Source organism: Serratia montpellierensis, from assembly GCF_020858655.1.
GTDB classification, from domain to species: Bacteria; Pseudomonadota; Gammaproteobacteria; order Enterobacterales; family Enterobacteriaceae; genus Serratia; species Serratia montpellierensis.
The window spans coordinates 16,313-31,158 of record NZ_VOSN01000013.1 but is presented as its reverse complement, the minus strand read 5'-3'; the positions used below and the strand labels follow the sequence as shown (position 1 = coordinate 31,158).

The 14,846-nt window shown below is 61.7% G+C and carries 18 protein-coding genes; 9 read left to right on the top strand and 9 right to left on the bottom strand.

The genetic code is table 11. The features are described from left to right. The first annotated feature begins 194 nt into the window (after positions 1 to 194). From FUU19_RS12020 to FUU19_RS11995, 6 genes are all read left to right on the top strand, one after another. A complete protein-coding gene (locus FUU19_RS12020; protein WP_025302805.1) occupies positions 195 to 689 on the top strand; it encodes a TIGR00645 family protein in 495 nt (164 codons plus the stop codon). Positions 690 to 878: 189 nt separating this feature from the next. Next, positions 879 to 1,334 carry a 3-hydroxyacyl-ACP dehydratase FabZ gene (gene fabZ / locus FUU19_RS12015; protein WP_038873003.1) on the top strand — a complete coding sequence of 152 codons (456 nt, stop codon included), beginning with the start codon at positions 879 to 881 and terminating at the stop codon, positions 1,332 to 1,334. A 30-nt stretch (positions 1,335 to 1,364) separates the two neighbouring features. Then, on the top strand, positions 1,365 to 2,153 hold the full coding sequence (locus tag FUU19_RS12010; protein WP_197834238.1) for a spermidine synthase: 789 nt from the start codon (positions 1,365 to 1,367) through the stop codon (positions 2,151 to 2,153). 80 nt (positions 2,154 to 2,233) lie between these two features. Beyond that, complete coding sequence (locus FUU19_RS12005; RefSeq protein WP_038872997.1) at positions 2,234 to 2,428, top strand: ribbon-helix-helix domain-containing protein; 195 nt, start codon at positions 2,234 to 2,236, stop codon at positions 2,426 to 2,428. A 141-nt stretch (positions 2,429 to 2,569) separates the two neighbouring features. Continuing rightward, on the top strand, positions 2,570 to 2,971 hold the full coding sequence (locus FUU19_RS12000) for a VOC family protein (RefSeq protein ID WP_063989835.1): 402 nt from the start codon (positions 2,570 to 2,572) through the stop codon (positions 2,969 to 2,971). Next, positions 2,971 to 3,510: a dihydrofolate reductase family protein gene (locus FUU19_RS11995; RefSeq protein ID WP_230489760.1), complete on the top strand. Its 540-nt coding sequence runs from the start codon at positions 2,971 to 2,973 to the stop codon at positions 3,508 to 3,510. Before FUU19_RS12000 ends, FUU19_RS11995 begins: the two co-directional genes overlap by 1 nt. Here FUU19_RS11995 and FUU19_RS11990 read toward each other — a convergent pair. The 3 genes from FUU19_RS11990 to FUU19_RS11980 form a co-directional block, all read right to left on the bottom strand. After that, positions 3,495 to 4,889, bottom strand: coding sequence for an MFS transporter (locus tag FUU19_RS11990; RefSeq protein ID WP_230489758.1), 1,395 nt, complete (start codon positions 4,887 to 4,889; stop codon positions 3,495 to 3,497). The genes FUU19_RS11995 and FUU19_RS11990 overlap by 16 nt on opposite strands. Positions 4,890 to 5,002: 113 nt before the next feature. Further along, positions 5,003 to 6,070, bottom strand: a complete 1,068-nt coding sequence (locus tag FUU19_RS11985; RefSeq protein WP_141968948.1) for an oxidoreductase — start codon at positions 6,068 to 6,070, stop codon at positions 5,003 to 5,005. Positions 6,071 to 6,082: 12 nt separating this feature from the next. Beyond that, the gene (locus FUU19_RS11980; RefSeq protein WP_230489757.1) at positions 6,083 to 6,832 is read right to left on the bottom strand and encodes a DeoR/GlpR family DNA-binding transcription regulator; all 750 of its coding nucleotides are present in this window, start codon (positions 6,830 to 6,832) and stop codon (positions 6,083 to 6,085) included. Positions 6,833 to 6,981: 149 nt separating this feature from the next. On the opposite strand from FUU19_RS11980, the gene FUU19_RS11975 reads away from it, so the two are divergent. Continuing rightward, positions 6,982 to 7,857 (top strand): alpha/beta hydrolase, encoded by an 876-nt coding sequence (locus tag FUU19_RS11975; RefSeq protein WP_230489755.1) that lies wholly within the window; start codon positions 6,982 to 6,984, stop codon positions 7,855 to 7,857. Here FUU19_RS11975 and FUU19_RS11970 read toward each other — a convergent pair. Continuing rightward, the gene (locus tag FUU19_RS11970; protein WP_230489753.1) at positions 7,784 to 9,001 is read right to left on the bottom strand and encodes an MFS transporter; all 1,218 of its coding nucleotides are present in this window, start codon (positions 8,999 to 9,001) and stop codon (positions 7,784 to 7,786) included. The genes FUU19_RS11975 and FUU19_RS11970 overlap by 74 nt on opposite strands. After that, positions 8,992 to 10,158: a serine hydrolase domain-containing protein gene (locus tag FUU19_RS11965; RefSeq protein WP_230489752.1), complete on the bottom strand. Its 1,167-nt coding sequence runs from the start codon at positions 10,156 to 10,158 to the stop codon at positions 8,992 to 8,994. Before FUU19_RS11965 ends, FUU19_RS11970 begins: the two co-directional genes overlap by 10 nt. Positions 10,159 to 10,279: 121 nt before the next feature. Between FUU19_RS11965 and FUU19_RS11960 the strand changes: the two genes are divergently transcribed. Beyond that, a complete protein-coding gene (locus FUU19_RS11960; protein ID WP_230489750.1) occupies positions 10,280 to 11,167 on the top strand; it encodes a LysR family transcriptional regulator in 888 nt (295 codons plus the stop codon). An 82-nt stretch (positions 11,168 to 11,249) separates the two neighbouring features. Here FUU19_RS11960 and FUU19_RS11955 read toward each other — a convergent pair whose 3' ends face one another. From FUU19_RS11955 to FUU19_RS11945, 3 genes are all read right to left on the bottom strand, one after another. Further along, positions 11,250 to 11,384, bottom strand: coding sequence for an AcrZ family multidrug efflux pump-associated protein (locus FUU19_RS11955; protein ID WP_033643027.1), 135 nt, complete (start codon positions 11,382 to 11,384; stop codon positions 11,250 to 11,252). A 193-nt stretch (positions 11,385 to 11,577) separates the two neighbouring features. Beyond that, on the bottom strand, positions 11,578 to 12,048 hold the full coding sequence (locus FUU19_RS11950) for an Rrf2 family transcriptional regulator (RefSeq protein ID WP_048321542.1): 471 nt from the start codon (positions 12,046 to 12,048) through the stop codon (positions 11,578 to 11,580). A gap of 130 nt (positions 12,049 to 12,178) precedes the next feature. Further along, entirely contained in the window at positions 12,179 to 12,574 is a 396-nt protein-coding gene (locus FUU19_RS11945; protein ID WP_141968961.1) for a DUF427 domain-containing protein, read from the bottom strand. A gap of 231 nt (positions 12,575 to 12,805) precedes the next feature. On the opposite strand from FUU19_RS11945, the gene osmB reads away from it, so the two are divergent. Next, positions 12,806 to 13,018, top strand: a complete 213-nt coding sequence (osmB, locus tag FUU19_RS11940; protein ID WP_004940700.1) for an osmotically-inducible lipoprotein OsmB — start codon at positions 12,806 to 12,808, stop codon at positions 13,016 to 13,018. 155 nt (positions 13,019 to 13,173) lie between these two features. Here osmB and FUU19_RS11935 read toward each other — a convergent pair whose 3' ends face one another. Then, positions 13,174 to 14,796: a methyl-accepting chemotaxis protein gene (locus FUU19_RS11935; protein WP_197834243.1), complete on the bottom strand. Its 1,623-nt coding sequence runs from the start codon at positions 14,794 to 14,796 to the stop codon at positions 13,174 to 13,176. Positions 14,797 to 14,846: the final 50 nt, after the last annotated feature.

Below are 14,846 nucleotides of genomic sequence, written 5' to 3'. Positions count from 1 at the left end.
CAGCGATTGACCAAACGGTAGCAAGGCAAGAGACCGCGGCAGTTTATCCCCATGCGATATCATTGTCATGAACCCGTTCGAAGCGAACGTCCATTCGCAAATTTCTCCAAGCCATTGGCAAGCGGTTGATTTCGCCTGGGCTACCTGCGTTATACTGATCGCCCTTTTGGTCACGCATTTACAACAATTTTATGATGGAACGCTTGCTAGAAAACGCGATGTACGCCTCCCGCTGGTTGCTCGCACCGGTTTATTTCGGCCTTTCACTGGCCCTGGTCGCCCTGTCTATCAAATTTTTTCAGGAGATCCTGCACGTCCTGCCCAACATTTTTTCTGTCGCGGAAGCCGATCTGATCCTGACCCTGCTGTCGCTGGTCGATATGGCGCTGGTAGGCGGTCTGTTGGTGATGGTGATGTTCTCCGGGTATGAAAACTTCGTCTCGCAGCTGGATATCACCGAAGGGAAAGAAAAACTGAGCTGGCTGGGCAAAATGGACGCCACCTCGCTGAAAAACAAAGTCGCCGCGTCTATCGTCGCCATTTCCTCCATTCACCTGCTGCGGGTGTTTATGGACGCCAAGAACGTCCCGGACAACAAGCTGATGTGGTATGTGATCATCCATCTCACCTTCGTGCTGTCCGCTTTCGTGATGGGCTATCTGGACAAGGTCACCCGTTCCAAGCACTAACAGCGCGCTACCACACCCGATCGCCAGGATCGGGTGCCTCCCTGCCCTCCATTCCTCGCCTGTTTCTCCGCCGTCATGTCTTTCATCTGGCACATCTGATGATAATTTTATTATAATGTTATTACACTCACCATGGACTGAACGCCGGCCATCGCACCGGTTTCGCCGCAGACAGGATCACGCGCCCCCATGCCACTGAATGGTCACCCCCTGCAATTCAACGATATTCAGGCGATTTTGCCTCATCGTTATCCCTGCCTGTTGGTCGATCGCGTGCTGCCCGCCGGCACCTGCATTGCCGAAGGGCGGCTGAGCGCCATCAAGAACATCACCGCCAATGAGCCGACGTTCTGGAGCGGCCACGCTCACTTCGCCGGTTTTCCCGGCGTGCTGCTGGTAGAAGCCCTGGCGCAAAGCACCGGCCTGCTGGCCCATTACTATCTCGGGGCGCTGAACGAAGGGGAACATTACTATTTCGCCGCCATCCAGCGGGCGCGGTTTTATCGCGCCGCCCGCCCCGGCGACCAGGTGCTGATGGAGGTCGCCTTTGTGCGCCGGCGCGGGGCGATCGCCCGCTTTACCGGCCGTGCCAGCATCGACGGCCAACGCATTTGCACCGCCGATTTCATGTGCGCCCGTAAATAGGCCGCTTGCCAAAGGAGCCCTGCGAAGACCATGTCTCTGGTTGACAGCTTACTCAGAACCCTCGATTTCTCTCCGCGCGGCCAGGTGATCGCCCGCGAAGCCGACGCCTGGGGCGAAATCATCGTTTCCGATCACAAGGACTACCGCACGCTGCGGTTTGACGGCATCTGCGAGCAGAGCAAGATGAGCCTCAGCAACCCCGCGCAGCCGATCCACAACTACATCAAAGCGATGCTGATGGCGGTGGCCTGGCAGCCGCCGACGTCTGCGCTGATCCTGGGGCTGGGTGGCGGCAGCCTGCTGCGTGCGCTGCACGCCCTCGATCCGGCGATGCGCCTGGACGTGGTCGAGCTGCGCGCTGCGGTGATCGCCGTCGCACGCCGTTATTTTACGCTGCCGGCCACCGACACCATCAGCCTGCGCACCGCCGATGCCATGGACTTCGTGCGCCCGCCTGCCGAGACGCGCTACGATCTGATCTTCTCCGATCTCTATTCGGCATTTGCCATGGATCCGCAACAAGGCAGCCAGACCTTCCTGGAAAACTGCGCCGCGCGGCTGAACGACGGGGGCTGGCTGGTGCTGAATTACCACGATCTGCCCGACGAAAACAGCCTGCTGTACCATAGCCTGCACCGGGTATTCAACACCGTGCTGTTTTGCGTCGCGCCCAGCGGCAACGTGATTATTTACGCCACGCTAGCCCAGGTGACGTTGCCGCTGAGCGCGCTGCGCAATCTGGCCGCCGGCAGCGGTGAACTGTTCCACTGCGAACTCGGCTACCTGTCACGCAAAATAGAGCGGCTGCATTTCCGCTAAAGACGAGCGGCGACGCGGTCTGGCTGGCCGCTTCGCCCACGTGGTATTATCATTCAGTTATCATTCTCTGGAGGATCCTGATGGAAAAGAAAACGGCGCGGCTAACGGTGCTGATTGACCCGGACAAGAAAAAAGCCCTGGAAGACCTGTGCCTGCAGCAGGACGTTACCCCTTCCCAGGTGGTACGCCAGCTGATTCGCGATTACCTGCATAAGCATCAAGTGGACTATCCCAGCCAGCCGACTCACGCCAACCCGCGCGTAGAGAGCAATTGAGCGGCGGCCTGCCCCGCACACCGTGAAGCGCGCGATCCCCCTGCGCGCGTCCTTAATCCGAATCCTCCGTTGCGCTCTGTCCATTCAGCCCCATCGCTGCTACTGTTTTATGCTTTCATCTCTCTTCGGAAAGGAAGCGTCATGTTCAGCCATATTACCGTCGGCGTCAGCGATCTGGACGCCGCCGCCGCCTTCTACGACGCCATTTTGTTGCCGTTGGGATTACAGCGGCGGGAAGTGACGCCGGACGGCGGCCCCGCTGCCCGCTGCTGGGTGCGGCCGGGCCAAACGCTGCCGCGTTTCTATGCCTACCAACCCTTCGACAGGCAGCCCGCCAGCGCCGGCAACGGCAGCATGCTGGCCTTTCTCGCCGCCGATGAGCTGGAGGTCAAGCGCGCCTACGCCGCCGGCCTGCTGGCGGGCGGCAGCAGTGAAGGCGAACCCGGCGAACGCGCGCACTACGGCAAAGGCTATTTCGGCGCTTACCTGCGCGATCCTGACGGCAACAAGGTGCATGTGGTTTACCGGGGAGATCTCGCCTGATGAAATGTTCGGTTTACATCGCCACCAGCGTAGACGGATTCATCGCCGGCCCGGACGGCGACATCGACTGGCTGCTGCGCCCCGAGTATGCGGTGTCGTTGCTCAACGGGCTTAGCTATGAGGCGTTTATCGCCGATATCGACGCATTGGTGATGGGGCGCCATACCTACGAGAAAGTTCGCGCCTTTCCCGAGTGGCCCTATGGCGAACTGCCGGTGGTGGTGCTGTCGACGCAGCCGCCCGCACAACAGGATACCGGGCACGTTCGCTGGATGACTGGCGAACCGGCGGCCATCGTGGCGCAGCTGGCCGAGCAAGGCTGCCGTCACCTGTATATCGACGGCGGCCAGACCGTCCAGGGCTTCCTGCAGGCCGGGTTGATCGACGAGCTGACTATCACGCGCGTGCCGCTGCTGTTGGGCGCCGGCATTCCCTTGTTCGGCGCCGATGCCCCGGAGCAGCGCCTGCGCCTGCTCGCCGTCACTCAATCAGACAACGGTTTCGTGCAAGAACGTTACGCGGTTCAACGCGCATCGTAACGCAGCATCAGTCGGCGGCCGCCGAAGGCGATGAGCAACGCCGCCAACGCCAACAGCGCCGCCGTCCCGTAGGTCACGCGCATACCGTAAGCCGCGGCGGCGGCGGTTCCCACCACCCGCTGCGAGGCCAGATAGAACAGCGCCCCCATCGCCGAGGCGCCGGTGATCGCCCCAAGATTGCGCGCCAGATTGACCATTCCGGCGATCAAACCGCGCCGTTCGGGAAACAGATCCTTCATCAACGCCGTGTTGTTGGCAACCTGGAACAATGCATAGCCGGCGGTCAACAGTGCGATGGGCGCCACATAGCCGAGCACGCCGGCGCGGCTGAGCAGCGACAGCAATGCCGCCCCGGCCGCCACCGCCGTCAGCCCAAGCTGGGCGATGCGCTGCGATCCAAAACGATCCACCAGATAGCCGGCCGGAATGCCGGTCAGGATAGCCACCGCCGGCCCCGCCGACATCACCAGCCCAACCTGCGCGGCGCTTAACCCCAGCGCACGCGACAGATAGAACGGCCCGACCACCAGCGTGGCGGTCATCACCGTCATCACCAGCGCACTGGCCACCAGCCCCGCCGTCAGGGCCGGATGACGGAACATCGCCGGCGCCAACAGCGGCGCGGCGGCGCGACGCTCGGTGCGGATAAACATTGCCCCCGCCAACAAAGCACCCAGCATCAATACCAGATTGAGCACGCCGAAATCGCCGCGCCCGAGGGTCATCGCCAGCGAATAGCAGAGCAATGCGCCGCCCAGCAACAGCGTGCCGGCACGGTCGAACGGTTCCCGGCGCGTTGCCGCACGCGGCCCATTCGGCAAGCATCGCCAGGCGAGCCACAGCGCCAACAGACCCAGCGGCAGGTTGATTAGAAATATCGTCCGCCAGCCGAAGCCGGCGATCAGCGCGCCGCCCAAGGACGGGCCCAGCGCGGTGCCCACCGCCGACATGGTGCCGAGCAGCCCCATCGCGCGGCCGATTTTTTCCGTCCCCAGCACCTCGCCCGCCAGCGCCATGGCGATCGACATCATGACCGCGCCCCCCAGCCCCTGCGCCAGACGCGCCGCCAGCAACAGCCAAAGCTGCGGGGCCAGCGCGCAAGCCAGCGAAGCGACGGTAAACAGCGCAATGCCCGCCAACAGCAGCCGGCGGCGATTAAGGCTGTCGCCCAAACGGCCGATGCCGATGATGCAGGTGGTGACGGCCAGCAAATAGCAAAGCAGCACCCACTGCACCGCCTGGAACGAGGCATGGAATGCGGTGGCGAGCACCGGTAAACCGACGTTGGCGATGCTGATGCCGAGCGATGACAACAGCATGCTCAAAGACAGTGCGGCCAGTATGCCGCGGACGCCCTGCGGCGAAGGATGGGATAACATGATAAACACTCCTGACATAGACTGAGGATTAGCCTATGTCAGGGGGTAGGATGGCGGAAGACGCACGGTGTGCACTGTATCCATGCGCCTGACGCCTTATCTGACGCGAGCCGTTACCAGGCGGCGATTTCCGCCTCGGTAAGCGGCAACGGCTGAGTCACACCGGTTTCCGCCGCCAGCGTGGCCGCCTCCAGCACCGCCATCACCGCCAGCGCCTGCGAAGCGGTAACCGGATTACTGCCGGTGCCGTGCAGCGCATCGCGCACCTGGACGTAATATTGACGCTGATCGCCATCCGGCGTCGGCAGCGTGCGCACCGGTTCCGTGCCGATAAACAGGCTCATCGCGTCGTCGTCTTTGCCCCACTCCGCCGAGCCCGGCGTCACGCCCGCCAGCAGTTGGCTCTCCTGCCCGTCGGCGCGCGCTTTGACTACGCTGCCTTTCTCGCCGTGCACGGTAAAGCGTGAGACGCCGCCCGCCACCAGCATGCTGCCGTGCAGGATCACGCGGTGCGTCGGGTAGTTCAGCACCACATGGGCCCAGTCGTTAATCTGCGCGTTGGGGCGCAGCGTGGCGATGTTGGCCTGCACGCTGTGTGGCAAGCCGAACAGCTGCAGCGCCTGATCGACCATGTGCGGCCCCAGATCGAACCACAGCCCGCTGCCCGGCAGGTTCTGCTCGCGCCAGCGCACCCGCACTTCTGGGCGGTAACGATCGATGTGCGACTCAAAGTGCGTCACCTTGCCGATCAGCCCCTGTTCGATCACCTGCTTCACGCCCAGGAAATCGCTGTCCCAGCGGCGGTTCTGGAATACCGACAGCAGACGGCCGTGTTTTTCCGCCGCCGCAATCAGCGTGCGCGCCTGCGCCAAATCCAGCGTAAACGGCTTATCCACTACCACGTGCTTGCCCGCCTCCAACGCGGCCAGCGCCAGCGGCGCATGGGTGTCGTTCGGCGAGGCGATCACCACCAAATCCACCTCCGGTCGGCGGATGGCCTCCAGCGGATCGGCGATCACCTGCACGTGCGGCAGATCGGCATGCACCTTGGCGGCATCGCGCGAAGCCACCACGCTCAGTTCCAGCCCCGGCACCGCGTTAATCAGCGGCGCGTGAAACGCCTTGCCGACAAAGCCGTAGCCAATCAGCGCCACCTGCAACGGTTGTGCGGTATCGTTCATCAGTGTTCTCCTCTAGCGGTCGTCGGCGACGACACAAAGTTCAATCAATGATTGTTCGTCCAGGTTGTCCCACGGGCGATCGGTAAACAGACGTTGGATCTGCGCCAGGTCCGCAACGTGATGCGGTTCGCAGCGGTCCAGTTTCATATGGTCGGCCACCAGCCAGCGCTCGCCGCTGTTGGCCAGCATGGCGCGTTTGACCTCTGCATCGGCCTCTTCGCCGGCGCTCAGTCCCAGCTGAGGATGCACCGCGCAGGCGCCCAGCAAGGCGATGTCTGCGCGGTAGCGCGCCAGCAACGCCAGGGTGGCGCTGCCAGCGAACAGCCGCTGGCGAGCATCCCATTGGCCGCCAAGCAGGATCAGGTTGATCTCCGGCCTGTCGCTCAAGCACTGCGCGATATCCAGCGAAGCGGTGATCACCGTCGCCGGGCCGCGCAACGCCTGCGCCACCGCCAACAGCGTACTGCCCGCGTCCAGCATCAGGGTGCTGCCGGGCGGGAGCTGCGCGGCCACCGCGCGACCGAGCCGCTGCTTGATCTTCGGCAACAGCGCCGCGCGCGCCTGGCGTGGCATGCCGGACGGTTCGAGCGCGATCGCCCCGCCGTGATGTTTCTGCGCCAACCCTTGCCGCTCGAGGTCGGCCAGATCGCGGCGTACGGTATCGACCGAAACGCCGATGGCGCCGGCCAATTCCGCCACGGCCGCCTGCCCGCGTTCGCTGAGCAAATCCAGTAAATGGCGCTGTCGTGCCGCTTTGTGCATGGGCTTATTCCGCAGTAAAAAGCATAAAGCAGCAATATACAGCAGATAACAGCAATGGAGAAGCCGCAATTGTGCGCACCGGAGATCAAACATCTTTTCGCCTGCGGGACGATGATGAAGGCATAACGCATAACAATCCGGAGAAACGCATGAACATCGATCTGACGTTTGAAGACCTGAGCGCACGCGCCGTGCAATACAACGCCCGCGCTTCGGTGGAGGATTTTGACGCCTGCATGGTGGAATACGCCGCGCTGGCCCAGCGCGCCAAGGCGCAGACGCCGGGCATTTACGATCTGCGCTACGGCATGAGCGCCGCCGAGCGCCTCGACCTGTTCCCGGCCAGCGCACAACCCGCCCCGCTGCTGATCTTTATCCATGGCGGCTATTGGCATTCACAGCGCAAAGAGGAAGCCTGTTCGATGGCCGCCGCGTTTGCCCGTCGCGGCGTGGCGGTCGCCACGCTGGAATACACGCTGGCGCCGGAAGCGACGCTGGCGGAGATCGTGCATGAGGTGCGCAGCGCCGTCGCTTGGCTCTACCATCACGGGGCGCCCTTCGGCATCGATCCGGCGCGCATTTTCGTCAGCGGCAGTTCGGCCGGCGGCCACCTGTGCGGCATGCTGATCGCCGACGGCTGGCAGCAACGCTATCGCCTGCCGCCCGATGCGATCAAAGGCGCGCTGGCGTTGAGCGGCCTCTACGATCTGCGCCCGCTGTGCGATATCTACATCAACGACTGGCTGCACCTGACGCCCGAACAGGCGCAAACCCTCAGCCCGCTGTTTTTACTGCCGGCGAAAGCGCATGCGCCGCAGATCCTGCTCGACGTCGGCCACCGCGAAACGCAAGGCTTCAAAAACCAGACGCAGGCCTATTATGACGCCTGCCTGGCGCGCGGTCTCGACGTCCAGCTGCTGGCCGACCGCCACTGCAATCACTTTACGCTGGTCAACGAGCTGGCCGATGCGGAAAGCGCGATGTTTCGGCAGGTGATGGCGATGATTGACGCAACGCAAGCGTAGCCTGCCGTTGCAGCCACAGCCTGGCGGCGATCGCGATCGCCGCCAGTGCGGCAAACATGGCCCCACACAGCAGGCTGCCCTGTAGCCCCCTGGCAGCGATAAACCAACCGCCCACCAGCGACCCCACCGCCACACCCAGGTTGATAAAGGCGATATACAGCCCGGTGGCGAACGCCGGCGCCTGCGGCGCTTCGGAGGTCAGCCAGACCTGCGTCACGATCAAACCGCTGGTGTGCGCCGCCCCCCAATACAGACAAAGTGCCGTCATCGCGCCGATATTCGCGCTGCCGTAGCGATACAGCAGCGCATAAGCCGCAATCAAGGCTAGCGGATGCAGCAGCACCGTCACTGCGCGATGGCGGCTCAACCCCTTGCCGGCCAACAGGTTGCCCGCGACGCCGCCCACACCGAACGCCACCAGAAGCCAGCCGATGGCGGCGTCGCCAATACCGGCTTCACGGCTGAGGTACTCGGCCGCGTAAGCGTAGACGGCAAACATGGCGGCAAAGATCAGCACGCAGGTAGTGATATTCAACCACAGCGTGCCGCTGCGCAGGATTGCCAACTGCTTGCCGTAGCTGAGAAGCTGCACGGCCGCATCAGGCAAGCGCCACAGCAATCCCAACGCCGCCAGCAGGTTGACCAGCGCGCAAAACCGGAACGATGCCTCATAGCTGAACTGCCCGGCGATCCATTGCGTCAGCGGTATGCCCAATACCATTCCCATGCTGGTGCCGATAAACGCATAAGCGGTTGCTTTGGTGGCCAGATGCGGCGGATAAAGCGCCGCGGCCGCCACCATGGCCAGTGAAAAGTAGATCGGATGAAACAACGCCGGCAAAATACGCAGCAGCATCAGCATGGCAAAGCTGTCCGCCTGAGCGGCCAGCGCGCTGGCTGCCGCAAATACGGCCAACGCGATCAACAACATGCGTTTGCGATTTAACCGCGACGCCAGCAGCACCAACAGCGGCCCGAACAGCGCAATGGTCAGGGCGAAGACCCCAACCAGCCAGCCGGCCTGCGCCGTGGAGATGCCATAGCGCGCGATGATCTGCGGTAAAATACCCACCACGCCGAACTCGATGCAGTAAACGCCGAACAGCCCCAGCGCGATGAAGAAAATCGGTGGCATCAGGCCCATGACGGCACTCCCGTGGCGGCATAAACCGCCTGACAAATCTCGCCGACAAAGGTGCCGGACATTCCTTCCAGCGCCGTGTTGGTAAATGCCACCACGCTGAGCTGCCGGGCAGGATCGACGAACCACGAGTGGCCATAGGTGCCGCCCATCCGCCAGCTGCCCACAGACTCCGGCGTTTGCGCAGCGACGGGATCTTTCAGCACGGTGATGCCCAGGCCGAAGCCGCGCCCTGGCCAAAACGGCATCGGCAGATCGCCGATTTGGTTGGTGGTCAGCGCCGTCACCCAATCAGTTGGCAGTACCGGCTTTCCTCCCTGGCGCAACGTTTCCAGCAGGCGCAGGAAATCCGCCGCCGAACCGACCATGCCGGCGCCGCCGGAGGCGTACGCCTGCGGATCCAGCGCACGCGCCGGCGACAGATGAAAACCGGCGCTGCCGTCGATGAAGGGTAAACGATCCGGCTGGCGCAGGCGGCGTGGCTCGCCGGGATGATCAGCGTAAGCGGCCGCCAGGCGCGCGGCGTCCACCGCCAGGAAATCGGTATCCGTCATCGCCAGCGGCCCGGTCACCCATTTTTTGACCGCCTGCGCCAGCGGCAGGCCGCTCGCCCGTTCAATAATCGCGCCCAACACATCGGTGGCGATGGAATAACGCCACTCCGCGCCGGGCGGTGCCAGCAACGGCGCGGAGGCAATGCGCCGCACATTTTCCGGCAGGCTGAGCGCCGCCTCATCCATCCCGTCGGAGACGCCCAATCGGGCGTAGCATCCGCCTTCCGGCTGAAAAAAACGGTAGCTTAACCCGGCGGTGTGGGTCATCAAATGGCGCAGCGTCAACAACGGGACGGTGCCGTCCGCCAGCCGCGGACGAAAATCCGGCAGCCAGCGGGTAACGGGATCGTCCAACCGCATGTCTCCTCGCGCCATCAGCGCCAGCGCCGCCGTGGACACGATCGGTTTGGACACCGAAGCTAACCTGAACAGCGTATTGCACGCCATCGGTTTGCCCGCTTCGCGATCTGCCATGCCCGCCGCACGTCGATAAACGATCTCACCGCCCTGCGCCACCAAAACGACCGCGCCAACCAATCGTTTTTCGCGCAAGGCTTTCTCTATCGCTCCGTCGATCGCGTTGGCGGAGGATCCGTATTCACTCATCTTTATTGCTCCAGGTAGTCAGCCCATGCTGTCGCCACCGAGCATAGAGCGTGGCGATTAACGGAAAAACAGGCTAGATTTCCTTTCATAGCGGACAATTTCGTCCGCAATGAGGCAAGCAATGGATAATCTGTCTGGGGTGAGCGTCTTTGTGCAGGCCGCGGAGACGCTGAGTTTCGTTGAGGCCGGCCGCGTGCTCGGCATTTCTGCCTCCGCGGTGGGGAAAAGCATCGCCCGCCTGGAAAATCGGCTGGGTGCACGCCTGTTCCACCGCAGCACGCGCAGCATGACGTTGACCGCCGAAGGCCGGCTGTTTCTGCTCCGCTGCCAGCGTATTCTCGGGGAATTAGCGGCGGCGGAACGGGAAATCAGCGATACGCACAGCGCGCCGCGCGGCAAGCTGCGCGTCAGTTTGCCGTTAGTGGGCGGCCTGTTGAATCCGGTACTGGCGGAGTTCGTCCGGCGTTACCCGGAGATTGAGCTGGAAACCGATTTTTCCGACCGCCGGGTCGATGTCATCGAAGAAGGCTTTGATGCCGTAGTTCGCGTCGGCGAGACCGAGGACTCACGGCTGATGAGCCGCCAGCTGGGCACGTTTCAACTGCAGCTGGTGGCCTCGCCGGATTATTTGCGCCAGATGGGGATCCCGCATCAACCGGCGGAACTGCAAGGCCATGACTGCCTGCTGTACAAATTTCCCTCGACCGGCAAAGTGGAACCCTGGCCGATCGCCGGATGGGAAAAGCTGCTCGCCGAGGGGATCAACACCCGGCTGGTCTGCAACACCGTCGATACCCTGATTTACCTGGCGGAAAGCGGCCAGGGCATCGCCTGTTTGCCGGATTTTGCAGTGAAGCGCGCACGGGAACAGGGGCGATTACAACAGATATTGCGCGAGCATAGTCACCACAGCGGCAGCTTTAAAGTCCTGTGGCCTTCCAGCAAACACCTGACGCCGAAACTCAGGGTGTTTATCGATACGCTGAGCGCCCAACTTTTTCGGGATTAGCGAAATATTTATGCGATGGAGCAATGTTGGAGAAGGAAAATGCGGGGGAGCCGGAGGACGAGAACCGCCCCCTGGCGTGCCATCAGCCGTTTTTGCGGCCGATAGCGGAAAAGACGTTGAACACTTCACCCAGGCCGTAAATCGCGCCGAGCAAGACGGCCACCATTACCGGCACCAGGACCACCACGGTGGCCAAGCTTTCAATCATTTCTAACATCGTTCTCTCCTGGTTTATAAGCACAGCGAATCTGCGCCGGAAGAAAAGGTTTCCGGCCAATCGGTTGAGTATCGTGGGGAGGCAGTCTAAAACGTGAGCTACATCACACTTGATGCGAGCTAATGTAACTTACACAATTACATTAAAGCAATGCAAAAAATGCTCTGCGCGTAGCGGGAATTGGCGTAGGTTTTTATTGCGTATCCGCTTGATATTGCGGTGAACAAGGGACAAAAGGATAGCCTGCGCGCCGCTCGACCTGCCCAGCCATTTCGGCGATGCTGGTTTGCGCCAGGCTGGCTTCCAGCGCGTGACCGACGCGCGCGAACTCTTGCTCCAGCACCGGGGTAATCGCGTGGCCGATATAGCACGCATCGTTAGGCCGGGTACGGTGCAGCATGAAATACGGTTGATCCTCTACCGCGCGATACACGTCCAGCAACGAGATCGCTTCCGCCGGCCGCGCCAGCAGCGCCCCGCCGCCTTGCCCCATCTGTGAATAGGTCAGCCCGGCCTCCGCCAGCGCGCCGAGGATACGCCGCACCACCGTCGGATTGGTGTTGACGCTGCGCGCGATATCTTCGGAACGCACCGTCTGGCCACGACACAGCGTGATGTTGGTCAGAATATGGATGGCAACGGCAAATCGCGTAGAGGTAGACACCTTAGCACCTGCTCAGAGTTTCGTTTATGTCGGATTAAAACATAAGGAAAGCGTATCAATTTCCGGTAATACACATAATGAGTAGGGATAAGCAGAATGTCAACCCGCCCCGCCCGGAGGCGGCAGCGGCTCAGGCCTCGGTGCGGATTTCCGTCACTTTATCGGGATAAAATGCCAGATGATCCTTGATCGCCACCACGGCGTTATAGGGCATTTCATAGCTCCAGGCCACATTGCCCCCCTGCTCGCCGTTAAACGCAAGGGAGAAATAACTGCAGTCGCCCTTATAAGGGCAGTAGCTGACGTGCTCGTTTTTCTGCAACAGCGCCCTATTCACGTCCTCACGCGGAAAGTAAAACACCGGCGGATAGGTGGCTTCCTGCAGGATGAGCACGTTGCGGCTGTCGGCCAGGGTTTGGCCGGCTGCACGCACGACGACCCGCGCCGGATGGCGGGTCAAGGTGATCGGGTGATCCGGGCCGGGAATTTTCACCGGTTTGCCGGATGCGGAAACGAGATCGGACATGGCGGCCTCCAGAGTGTGCGCCCCGCACCCCGCGAGGCGTCTTTCCAGTATAGACCCACGATTTTACCGGCGGCCGCACATTCGGCGAGCAATCGCTTTTCACCGCCGCAAAATTAAGAATTTTTACCTGTTCGATTTTCTTACGGAGGAATACATTCATCCCAACTTCTACCGGCAGATTAATCGGATTATTTTTAATCCATTAATCAGTCAATTTACCAGGAACTCATTATGAATATTAAACGTGCCGCAGGTGTGTTGGTGGTGGTGATGGCAACGCTTTCCGTTACCGCATGTGGGCATATGTCCAATCGCGATCGCAACACGGCGATCGGCGCGGGCGTGGGCGCCGTCGGCGGCGCGGTGCTGACCGACGGCAGCACGCTGGGCACCCTCGGCGGCGCAGCGCTCGGCGGCATTATCGGCCACCAGACCAGCCGTTAATCATCCCGTCAAAAATAATCGCTGCAGGCCGATGCTTTTTTAATCCATAAACGTCGGCCTGCACTTTTATTTAACCGCTGAACTTTCTCAGGGCACGAAAATAATAAATAACGTTAAGCGCAGCTTTATTATTCATTAATCTGCATCGGAAGTAATTATTGCGCCGGCAGCCTGAAACGCGCCATCGCTTTTTCCAACCGTTCCGACTCGCCCTGCAACAGCTGCGAAGCCTCGGTCACCGCGTTCACCACCGTGCCGGTTTGCCGCGCCACCTGATTCAGCGCCGAGATGCGCGCCGTCACGTCCTGAATGCTTTCCCCCTGATTGAGCGATGCCAGGGAAATGTCCCCCATCAGCGCACTGCATTTGTTCACCAGATCGATAATCTGGCGCAGGTTGCCCGTCAGTAGATCCACCGCCTGCGAACCTTGATCGATTTGCTGCAACGAACGGTTGATCAACTGCTGAATATCGCGCGTCGAATGGCTGCTCTTTTGCGCCAACAGCCCCACCTCTTTGGCCACGATGGCAAAGCCGCGGCCGTGAACGCCGGCGTGCGCCGCCTCGATTGCCGCATTCAGCGCCAGAATATTGGTCTGGAACGCCACGCTGTCGATCAGCGCGACGATACCGCGCATCTCGGCCGATTGGTTGACGATCCCTTGCATCGAAACATTGACGGTTGCCATCATCTGCTCACCGGCGCCGGCGCACTGCCGGGCCTGTTCGGTTCGTTGGCTGGCCTGCTGCGCGTATTGGCCGTTTTCCTCCACCCGCGCCGCCAGCTGCTGCACGTGCTCGGTCGCCAACTGCAATTCGCTGTCCTGCTTCGCCGACTGCGCCGTCAACTGGCGATTGCCGTCCGCCAGCCGCCCGACGCCGCTCAGGATCCCGCTCGCCGCATCGCGCACCTCGCTCACCAGACGCTGCAAGCCGCTTTGCATATGGCCAATGCTGGCCTGCAGCTGACGCATCTCGCGGTTGAATGCCCGTTCAGGCGGCAGCGGCCGCGAAAGATCGCCGGCGGCCAGCACGTTGAGGTGTGCGATTGCCCGCTGCAACGGTGCGATAACCCAGCGAGAGACGCCGACCCACACCCCCACGGCGATCAGCGCCAGCGCCGCCAGCGCGCCGAGCGCAAAGGTCTTGGCCTGCTCCAGCGCCGCCAATTGCCGCACGTTGACGTCATCGCCACGCCGTTCGTTCAGCGCCTGGTAAGCGAGATACTTCTCGTTAAAATCCGCCTGAAATGCCTGGATCGGCACGGCGAAAAACGCATCGATGCTACTGCCCTGCAGCCCTTGCGCCTGCTCTTTCAGGCCGTCATAGAACAGACGGTAGCTGTCTTTCAGGGCGCCCGGCGCCTCGGGCGCCTCCGCGCTCAAGCGCTCAAACTGGGTGAAGGCCCGCTCTGAAGCCTGCAACGCCGCCAACGACTCATCCAGCAGGCTGTGCCAACTGCCGTCGGAGCCGGTGGCTTTATCCTGCAGATAATAGATGCCCGCGCGGTTCAGGGTATCGCTGGCCGTCAGTAGCGACAGTCTGGCGCGATCCATCGTCGCCTGCTGGCGATGCAGCGCATCGCCCGTCACCAGATTAACCTTGGCGTCGCGCAGAATATTGGAAATAAATAGGGTGGAAAACAATTGCAGCAGAGAAAATAGCGCAATAACGCAAATTACCCCACTCAATAAGCCCATGCTCTTGCCGAAGCCAAACGCGCGCGGCAGCGCCGCCACAGGTTTTACCCTGCGGCCCAGTGTCAGTTTTATGTTCATGATTTTTTGTCAGTAATAGCAGGATGCCGCGAGTCTAACGGGCATTGATG

Excerpts from the sequence above, each read along its gene's own strand:
- FUU19_RS12020 (WP_025302805.1), top strand. The coding sequence starts at position 195 with ATGGAACGCTTGCTAGAAAACGCGATGTACGCCTCCCGCTGGTTGCTC.
- fabZ (WP_038873003.1), top strand. The coding sequence starts at position 879 with ATGCCACTGAATGGTCACCCCCTGCAATTCAACGATATTCAGGCGATT.
- FUU19_RS12010 (WP_197834238.1), top strand. The coding sequence starts at position 1,365 with ATGTCTCTGGTTGACAGCTTACTCAGAACCCTCGATTTCTCTCCGCGC.
- FUU19_RS12005 (WP_038872997.1), top strand. The coding sequence starts at position 2,234 with ATGGAAAAGAAAACGGCGCGGCTAACGGTGCTGATTGACCCGGACAAG.
- FUU19_RS12000 (WP_063989835.1), top strand. The coding sequence starts at position 2,570 with ATGTTCAGCCATATTACCGTCGGCGTCAGCGATCTGGACGCCGCCGCC.
- FUU19_RS11995 (WP_230489760.1), top strand. The coding sequence starts at position 2,971 with ATGAAATGTTCGGTTTACATCGCCACCAGCGTAGACGGATTCATCGCC.
- FUU19_RS11990 (WP_230489758.1), bottom strand. The coding sequence starts at position 4,889 with ATGTTATCCCATCCTTCGCCGCAGGGCGTCCGCGGCATACTGGCCGCA.
- FUU19_RS11985 (WP_141968948.1), bottom strand. The coding sequence starts at position 6,070 with ATGAACGATACCGCACAACCGTTGCAGGTGGCGCTGATTGGCTACGGC.
- FUU19_RS11980 (WP_230489757.1), bottom strand. The coding sequence starts at position 6,832 with ATGCACAAAGCGGCACGACAGCGCCATTTACTGGATTTGCTCAGCGAA.
- FUU19_RS11975 (WP_230489755.1), top strand. The coding sequence starts at position 6,982 with ATGAACATCGATCTGACGTTTGAAGACCTGAGCGCACGCGCCGTGCAA.
- FUU19_RS11970 (WP_230489753.1), bottom strand. The coding sequence starts at position 9,001 with ATGGGCCTGATGCCACCGATTTTCTTCATCGCGCTGGGGCTGTTCGGC.
- FUU19_RS11965 (WP_230489752.1), bottom strand. The coding sequence starts at position 10,158 with ATGAGTGAATACGGATCCTCCGCCAACGCGATCGACGGAGCGATAGAG.
- FUU19_RS11960 (WP_230489750.1), top strand. The coding sequence starts at position 10,280 with ATGGATAATCTGTCTGGGGTGAGCGTCTTTGTGCAGGCCGCGGAGACG.
- FUU19_RS11955 (WP_033643027.1), bottom strand. The coding sequence starts at position 11,384 with ATGTTAGAAATGATTGAAAGCTTGGCCACCGTGGTGGTCCTGGTGCCG.
- FUU19_RS11945 (WP_141968961.1), bottom strand. The coding sequence starts at position 12,574 with ATGTCCGATCTCGTTTCCGCATCCGGCAAACCGGTGAAAATTCCCGGC.
- osmB (WP_004940700.1), top strand. The coding sequence starts at position 12,806 with ATGAATATTAAACGTGCCGCAGGTGTGTTGGTGGTGGTGATGGCAACG.
- FUU19_RS11935 (WP_197834243.1), bottom strand. The coding sequence starts at position 14,796 with ATGAACATAAAACTGACACTGGGCCGCAGGGTAAAACCTGTGGCGGCG.